This is a genomic window from Pseudomonas sp. BJa3 (assembly GCF_026343815.1).
Lineage (GTDB): Bacteria > Pseudomonadota > Gammaproteobacteria > Pseudomonadales > Pseudomonadaceae > Aquipseudomonas > Aquipseudomonas soli.
On sequence record NZ_JAOXMC010000478.1, the window covers coordinates 1 to 242 of the forward strand.

At 68.2% G+C, this 242-nt stretch carries 1 protein-coding gene; it reads left to right on the plus strand.

The window, feature by feature from the left end:
• On the plus strand, positions 1-242 hold a 242-nt coding region (locus OH705_RS28480), incomplete at both ends, for an efflux RND transporter permease subunit (RefSeq protein WP_267303604.1).

Below are 242 nucleotides of genomic sequence, written 5' to 3' on the forward strand. Positions count from 1 at the left end.
GGGGAGCAGCAGGGCCTCAACCTGGTGGTGTTCCGCCAGCCGGGCGCGAACATTGTCGATACCGTCGACCGGGTCATGGACGCCCTGCCGGGCCTTGAGCAGATGCTCCCGGCCTCGGTCCAGGTCTCGGTGCTCAACGACCGCACGCAGACCATCCGCGCCTCGCTGCGCGAAGTGGAAGTCACCCTGCTGATCGCCGTCGCCCTGGTGATCGGGGTGATGGCGCTGTTCCTGCGCCAGTG